Source organism: Vibrio sp. 10N.286.46.A8 (assembly GCF_041470165.1).
Taxonomy (GTDB): Bacteria; Pseudomonadota; Gammaproteobacteria; order Enterobacterales; family Vibrionaceae; genus Vibrio; species Vibrio tasmaniensis_A.
Window position 1 is genome coordinate 1 of record NZ_JBFRLX010000247.1, and the last position, 7,952, is coordinate 7,952.

The window sequence follows — 7,952 nt, forward strand, 5'->3', positions numbered from 1 at the left end:
CGCATCGACTAAACCTTTGCGAGGGGTCGGCACGTTTGGCATACAATTCTTAATATCACCAAACCACAAATCAAGCGTGATAGCACCATCGCCCAACACAATGCGGTGACATTCGGGCAGGGCAATCGGGTAGTGTTCTTGGAGTTGTGTCGCATACTGGGCTAGTTCAGGCCAAGATTGGTGCGCTTTGATCAGATCATCTTTATTTAAAGGATATTTTTCAAAACTGATGAAATGTAACTCTTTGGTCATAGCTTGTGGGTTATCTTTAAGAAAAGCATCGAACCATTGCCAGACTGCGAGAAAGTTTAAACCTGTACCAAAACCGGTTTCAGCAATCACAAAACGGCGTTGTTGATGTTCAACCCAACGCTCTGGAAGGTGGTTTTGTTTTAAAAAGACGTAGCGAGTTTCTTCTAAACCGTTAACATTAGAGAAGTAAACGTCGTCAAATTGGTCTGAAACTGGCGTGCCAGACTCATTCCATTCCAGCTCTGCATTAGTAATTGAAGTCATAAAATCTATCATTTTGTGATTTGAAGCGATATGTTGGTAGGGATTGTACGAATTTCTAGGAAAGCTGACCACTTTTGTTAGGCTTCTTAGTTATCATCTAGCTGAATTTAGAATTATAGGAATGTCACATGAAACGAGTCGTAATCACCGGTATGGGTATTGTTTCAAGTATCGGTAACAACGTCGAAGAAGTTTTAGCATCACTGAAAGAGGGTAAATCAGGTATTACCGCTTCAGAGCAGTTCAAGGAAAATGGCTTGCGCTCTCAAGTATGGGGTAACCTAAAAATGAACCCTGCTGACCATATCGATCGCAAAAAAATGCGCTTTATGGGTGATGCAGCGGCATTCGCTTATCTTTCAATGGAGCAAGCAATTGCTGACTCTGGTTTAACTGAAGATCAAGTATCTAATGACCGCACGGGTATCGTAGCGGGTTCAGGTGGTGCTTCATCTCTAAACCAAGTAAACGCAGTAGACATCATCCGTGAAAAAGGCGTGAAGCGCGTTGGCCCATACATGGTTCCACGTACAATGGCTTCTACGGTTTCTGCTTGTCTAGCAACACCTTTCAAAATCCGCGGTGTGAACTACTCTATGAGTTCTGCATGTGCAACATCTGCACACTGTATCGGTCACGCAATGGAGCTTATCCAACTTGGTAAGCAAGACGTAGTATTCGCTGGTGGCGGTGAAGAACTAGATTGGTCTCTGACTATGATGTTCGACGCAATGGGCGCACTTTCTACTAAGTACAACGACACGCCAGAATTGGCTTCTCGTACTTACGATGCTGACCGTGACGGCTTCGTTATCTCTGGTGGCGGCGGTATGCTAGTTATCGAAGAGCTTGAGCACGCTGTTGCTCGTGGTGCGAAAATCTATGGCGAGATCGTAGGTTACGGCGCGACTTCAGATGGCTACGACATGGTTGCTCCTTCTGGTGAAGGCGCGGTTCGTTGTATGAAGATGGCAATGCAAAACGTTGATGGCGTTGACTACGTGAACACTCACGGTACTTCAACTCCTGTAGGTGATGTTAAAGAACTTGGCGCAATCCAAGAAGTCTTTGGCGGCAACAGCCCTGCAATCTCAGCAACTAAAGCGATGACAGGTCACGCTCTAGGTGCGGCTGGTGTACACGAAGCAATTTACTCAACGCTAATGCTTGATAACGGCTTCATCGCACCAAGCATTAACGTTGCAAACCTAGACGAAGCGGGCGAAGGCCTAGACATCGTAACCGAAGCTCGTGAACAAGAGCTAACAACGGTTATGTCTAATAGCTTTGGTTTCGGCGGTACGAACGCAACGCTAGTAATCAAAAAATACCAAGGCTAATTGAAGCTAAGGTTAAATTAATAAAAGGTTAATCGTTAATGGGTGACGTGAGTGCTGATTCAACACGCACGTGTCGCTCATTAACCCTGACCAACAGAACAAAGCTTTTTAAACATTGATTTTCAAACGTGTTTTTAAACCTTAGCTTTATAAGCTTCGCTTTAGAAAATAGTTTTTTAAATTTGAGTTTAGAAATTGAAAGGTTTCCAGAGCTTGATCAGTACTGGCTTTGGTTAGTACTGGTTGAACAGACGCAAGACTCTGTCTCCTGGAGAGCGAGATAGGATCCTTTTGTTCTGGATGTTTGCCCGATTGTTTATTCAATCGGGCATTTTTCGTTTTAGTCTTCTGACTTTAGTTTTCTAATTTCAGGTAGTCGTTCTTATTACTGCTTTTGCTTGTGCAGACTAGGCGATTCAACCCTTTATTTATAATGTATTCCAATTGCTACTCGACACCGTGTGTGGAATTTTGCACAATCATTTCAATTCACATTTAGGTCGATAGACCCCAACAAAAGTACTCGCCAAATGAAAATCTTAATCGACGAAAATATGCCTTATGCTGAAGCGCTTTTTAGCCAGCTAGGGGAAGTGACAATGAAGTCTGGTCGCACATTAACTGCTGACGACCTAGTTGACGTAGACGCTTTGATGATTCGCTCTGTCACCAAGGTGAACGAGTCATTGATCAGCAAAGCCAACAAGCTGAAGTTTGTCGGCACAGCGACGGCAGGTATGGATCACGTTGACCAAGAATTGATGAAAGAACGTGGCATTTTCTTTACTGCAGCTCCAGGCTGTAACAAAGTGGGTGTGGCTGAGTATGCGTTCAGCGCGATGATGGTGTTGGCTCAGCAGCAAGGTTTCTCTGTATTCGAAAAAACGGTCGGTATTATCGGCTGTGGGCAGGTAGGCAGTTACTTAGCGAAATGCCTTGAAGGTATTGGTATTAAAGTTCTGCTGAACGATCCTCTAAAACAGCAAGAGGGTGATACTCGCGAATTTACTGAGCTAGATACTCTGCTTGAGCAGTCAGACGTCATCACTCTGCATACGCCAATCACTAAGACAGGTGAGCTCCCAACGCATCATTTGATCAATGAGCAAGTACTGAACAATTTACGTGCTGACCAAATTCTGATTAATGCGGCTCGTGGCCCAGTTGTTGATAACCAAGCGTTAAAAGCTCGCTTGCAAAAAGCCGATGGTTTCACTGCCGTTCTTGATGTGTTTGAGTTTGAACCTGAAGTCGACTTTGAACTTCTTCCGTTGCTCGCTTTTGCAACACCTCACGTAGCGGGCTACGGTTTAGAGGGTAAAGCGCGTGGTACCACGATGATCTTCAACAGTTATTGTGAGTTTTTAGGTACTGAACAGCGTGCTTATGCAAGTGATTTATTACCGACAGCGCCAGTGCCTCAAATGAAATTAGATAGAGCTTGGGATGAAGCAACACTGCACAATTTGACTCAGTTGATCTATGATGTGCGCAAAGACGACGCCTTATTCCGTCGCAATATCTCTACGCCGGGTTCTTTTGACAAGATGCGTAAAGAATATTGGGACCGCAGAGAGTACAGTGCAGTCGAGTTAACGGGCGACGAATCTTGTAATTTAACGCCGTTATCTAAACTCGGTTTTATGGTAAAGCCAACTTTATAAAAGAGAGAAACAATGAGCCAAGAATTTAATATTGCTATTTTAGGTGCGACTGGTGCGGTTGGTGAAACCATTCTTGAAGTACTTAAAGAGCGTAAATTCCCTGTCGGTGAAATGCACTTACTAGCAAGTGAACGTAGTGAAGGCAAAACTTCCCGTTTTAACGGCAAAACAATACAAGTACAAAATGTAGAAGACTTCGACTGGTCTCAAGTACATATTGCGTTTTTCTCTGCAGGTAGCGAGCTTTCAGAACGTTGGGCTCCAATCGCCGCTGACGAAGGTGTGGTTGTTATCGATAACACCTCACGTTTCCGTTACGAATACGATGTTCCTCTGGTTGTGCCTGAAGTGAACCCTGAAGCGATTGCTGAGTTCCGTAACCGCAACATCATTGCGAACCCGAACTGTTCTACTATTCAGATGGTAGTAGCGCTTAAACCGATTCACGATGAAGTGGGCCTTGAGCGTATTAACGTTTCAACTTACCAATCTGTGTCTGGTGCAGGTAAGCCGGGTATCGATGAGCTAGCAGGTCAAACGGCTAAGCTTCTTAACGGTATGCCAGCTGACAAGTCAGCGTTCTCACAGCAGATCGCGTTTAACTGTATTCCTCAAATCGATGAATTTACAGAGAACGGCTACACACGTGAAGAAATGAAGATGGTTTGGGAAACTCAAAAGATCTTTGCTGACTCTTCAATCATGGTTAACCCGACTTGTGTTCGTGTTCCTGTGTTCTATGGTCACGCTGAATCTCTACACATTGAAACTCGCGCGCCAATCGGTGCTGAGCAAGTTATTCAGCTTCTAGAGAACACGGAAGGCGTTGAAGTTTTCCAAGCGCTAGACTTCCCAACTCAGGTTCGTGATGCAGGTGGTAAAGACCACGTAATGGTTGGTCGTATTCGTAACGACATTAGCCATCACAGCGGTGTGAACATGTGGGTTGTCGCTGATAACGTTCGTAAAGGCGCAGCAACAAACGCAGTTCAAATCGCGGAAGTTCTGATTCGCGATTACTTCTAAGCTTCACTGCTTTGATAAACAAGCCTCACTCTTTTAGTGGGGCTTTTTTAATCGATTGAAAATATTGTTAGTTAAATTGTGTGAAATTGCTGCGAATATTGTCGCTGCAACACATTTTTTGTTTTCATCTCTATAGCTTTACGTCGTTTATCCGATATATTTAACAGTTCATCAATTTATTCGAATTTAAGCACCTAGCTGAGCCTTTTATGTTTCAATTTTTCAAGCCGTGGTTAATGCCTTTTGCCATTCTCATGGCGACTCAGATTTCCGTTGTTCGTGCAGATTCCATTCGAGTTGTAGGGCCTAATGGCCAGATACAATCAGCGCCTACGTTTTCCGAACCTCTTCAAAGAGCACAATTGAATCGTGCTGGGCCTTCTCGTTTTTACGGCCCAACTTTGGGGTCGGAAACATTGTGGTCAATTGCCTCAAAGTTACGCCCTGATAATTCCGTTTCAGTTCAGCAAACCTTGTTGGCTATTTATCGTCTAAATCCACAAGCGTTTGAAAACCAGAATATCCACAGCTTGCTGCCTGCCAGTAATTTACGAGTGCCTTCTTTAGAGCAAGCACGTGCAAGTTCTACACAGCAAGCCGTTAACATCATGAATGCGCACCTTGCTAAGCTCGATGCTCCTGTGACTAAACCCACAGTGTCAAAGCCAAAACCAGCGCAAGCGTCAAGCCGCCCTGATGCAAGCTCAAACAATGTTGTTCCTGCAAAGCAAGTAAGCACAGCTGAAGCCGCTAAAAAGCCATTGTCTCCAACTCAATCATCTCCAGCTCAATCAGCTCCAACCCAAGAGATGAACAAGCTAGAGAAACAGCTAGAGCTTTCAGAAACTGAGCTATTGTCACTTGAAGAGAAAAACCATCAACTTCGTCTGATGTTGTCGAATGTTCAATTGGAAGTAGATGAGCTAAAAACAGAACTTAGTGATGAAGACCGCATTCGTAGCGAAGTGGAAAAGCTGCTTGATGAAGAGCGTAGAAAGAACGCTGAGATTGCAAAAATGGCTCCAAGTGCCATGGATCAATTGTTATCAAATGGTTGGTTAGTTACTGCTCTTGCGGTTATTCCAGGTCTGCTACTTGGTCTTATCATAGTGATCTTGTTGGGGCGCCGTTCTAAAAATGATGATCAGCCGACACAAGACCAACCAATTCAATCAGATGTAAGTAGCGTCGCGCCTATCGCTTTAGGCGATGAGATGGACGACTTTGATAATGAATTGTCTTTAGACGATGAACAATTTGGCAATGAAGATGATGCTGATAAGTTATTTGATGACCAAGCATCGCCTGAAGAAGATGTATTTGCAGGTTTAGATGATTCTGATCTCGATTTTAATCTCGATGATGACGATGACGACCCATTTGCGAGTATTGGCGAAAATGGTGACTTAGACACTAACTTCGATGATCTGGAGTTAGACAGCAGCAACGGCATTAGTGTCAATGGCGATGACAAGGCGCTTGGTCTTGAAGAGATGGAGCGCGCACTTGATAAAACATCAGAAAGCGAACTCGGTTCTGATGAGGCCGACTTTGATCTTTCAGATGATAACTCAATGTCGAATGAAGATATTGAATCGCTACTATCACAGGATTCTGAGACTGAAGACCTAGGCTCTAACGAACTAGACCAATCTCTATTAGACGATCTATTTGCGCTTGATGATGAAGATGATGATAGCTTCGATATTGATGCTTTAATCTCAGAAGAGCAAAGTGATTCGATTTCTAATACCGACACATCAGCAACCGATGATTTTGACATTGATGCGCTTATCTCTGAGCAACAGAGCGATACTGCACCTGCGGGTGTGAGCAACGATGAATTTGATATCGATTCGTTGATCTCAGAGCAGCAGACGTCACAACCTTCGGCTCCTAGTGTAGAAGATGATATTGATGACATCTTCGCTCAGGTTGCGGCTCAGAACGATCAAGTCAATGAGCCAATGAATCTCGATAATGATGACGAGGTTGCTGAGAATCTAAACAGCGCTTTGGCGTCTGATGATGATATCGATAACATCCTTTCTCAGTTTGATCTGCCAACCGAAAGTGAAGAAACTCAAGGCAGTGTCGACCTGCTCGATGAGCAATTGACAGGGGATGATGTTGATCTCAGTAATTCAACAGATCTCCTAGATGATATGTTGGAAGATGAATCGGATGATGAGTCTGAGAGTGATCCTCTAGGTTTTGACTCATTATCTGAACTCGAAGAACTCTCAGGCTTGTCGACCGATGATGAGCTAGATATTTCGGAAGACAGTACTGAAACCTTGGATGAGTTGATTGATGATTCTGATGATGACTTTGAACTCGATGCCGAGAGCACAGACTTACTAGATGATTTTCTAGACGATGACGCCAATGATGCTCAACTTACCGTCGAAGGTGACGAGACGTTAGATGAACTGCTAGGTAATGATCTATCAGTCGGTGAAACCGATGAACAAGATTCAGAATCTTTAGACCCATTTGATGATCTACTGACAAGTGGCATTGAAGACGAGCTTGAACCTGAAGAGAAGGCGTTTGATAAAGAGTTAGACGAAGCCTTTGGTTTTGACAACGCCAGCGATGAGTCCGAAAAGGATTCAGAGATCGAACTTACTCCGTTAACCTCAGAAACACCTGAAGCTGAGTCTGAGCAAGCATCGGACATTAGTGCAACACCACAAGCTGAAGTCATTAGTGATGAATCGTTAGATTCGGAAGTGATTCAAGACAGTGCAGACGTTAAGCCAGAAAATAATGAAGCCTTTAATCGTGATGACTTTATCGATGATTTGTTCGGTGTCGCACCGGCAACAGATGCTTTACTTGATGACTCGCTAGAAACAACAGACGAAGCCTTGATTGATGAGTTAATGACTTCTGATGACAATGATTTATTGCCAGCGACAGAAGAGCCTGTTGAGTCATTAATTGAAAATACGGTTGAACCAGAGCAAGCGTCTCTTTCAGCCAGCAATGAAGTGTCAGCGGAAAAAATAGTATCCGCTGAAGAAACCGCATCATCGGTTGAAGATGATGAACTGGATATCGACTCAGTGCTCTCTGAGAATTCTGATTTTGACAAACCAGTTTTTGAAGAGCGAGTTCAAGAAGAAACTGTACAACAAGAAGCAGAACCAGAGCCGAAAGAAGCCGAGGCCCAAGAACAGCGTGAAGAGATCGCTGCTAGTTATGAAGAGCAAGTATCGCCATCGTCTTTAAATGATATCTCTGAAGATGATGAAGAGACGGTTGAAGACTGGTTAGCCGAAGCTATAGACGATGTAGAGTCGCCTGCGAATGTTGCCTCTGATTTTGACTTTGAACCGAAAATCCAAGGTAGCGATCAGTTTGAAGATGTCGTTGAATCCTTGCCAGAGCCAGAGCCAGA

At 43.9% G+C, this 7,952-nt stretch carries 5 protein-coding genes; 4 read left to right on the forward strand and 1 reads right to left on the reverse strand.

Annotated features, from left to right (window positions below; all coding sequences use genetic code 11):
• Positions 1-516: MnmC family methyltransferase (locus AB4232_RS20390; RefSeq protein ID WP_372087880.1), on the reverse strand; the 516-nt coding region annotated here is incomplete at its 3' end.
• A 128-nt stretch (positions 517-644) separates the two neighbouring features.
• On the opposite strand from AB4232_RS20390, the gene fabB reads away from it, so the two are divergent.
• The 4 genes from fabB to AB4232_RS20410 form a co-directional block, all read left to right on the forward strand.
• A complete protein-coding gene (gene fabB / locus AB4232_RS20395; RefSeq protein ID WP_009848735.1) occupies positions 645-1,856 on the forward strand; it encodes a beta-ketoacyl-ACP synthase I in 1,212 nt (403 codons plus the stop codon).
• Positions 1,857-2,386: 530 nt separating this feature from the next.
• Complete coding sequence (locus AB4232_RS20400; RefSeq protein ID WP_372087881.1) at positions 2,387-3,520, forward strand: 4-phosphoerythronate dehydrogenase; 1,134 nt, start codon at positions 2,387-2,389, stop codon at positions 3,518-3,520.
• Positions 3,521-3,532: 12 nt separating this feature from the next.
• Positions 3,533-4,546, forward strand: a complete 1,014-nt coding sequence (locus AB4232_RS20405; protein WP_372087882.1) for an aspartate-semialdehyde dehydrogenase — start codon at positions 3,533-3,535, stop codon at positions 4,544-4,546.
• A 209-nt stretch (positions 4,547-4,755) separates the two neighbouring features.
• Positions 4,756-7,952 (forward strand): FimV/HubP family polar landmark protein (locus AB4232_RS20410; protein WP_372087883.1); only part of this gene is annotated, 3,197 nt, incomplete at its 3' end.

Excerpts from the sequence above, each read along its gene's own strand:
- AB4232_RS20400 (WP_372087881.1), top strand. The coding sequence starts at position 2,387 with ATGAAAATCTTAATCGACGAAAATATGCCTTATGCTGAAGCGCTTTTT.
- AB4232_RS20405 (WP_372087882.1), top strand. The coding sequence starts at position 3,533 with ATGAGCCAAGAATTTAATATTGCTATTTTAGGTGCGACTGGTGCGGTT.
- fabB (WP_009848735.1), top strand. The coding sequence starts at position 645 with ATGAAACGAGTCGTAATCACCGGTATGGGTATTGTTTCAAGTATCGGT.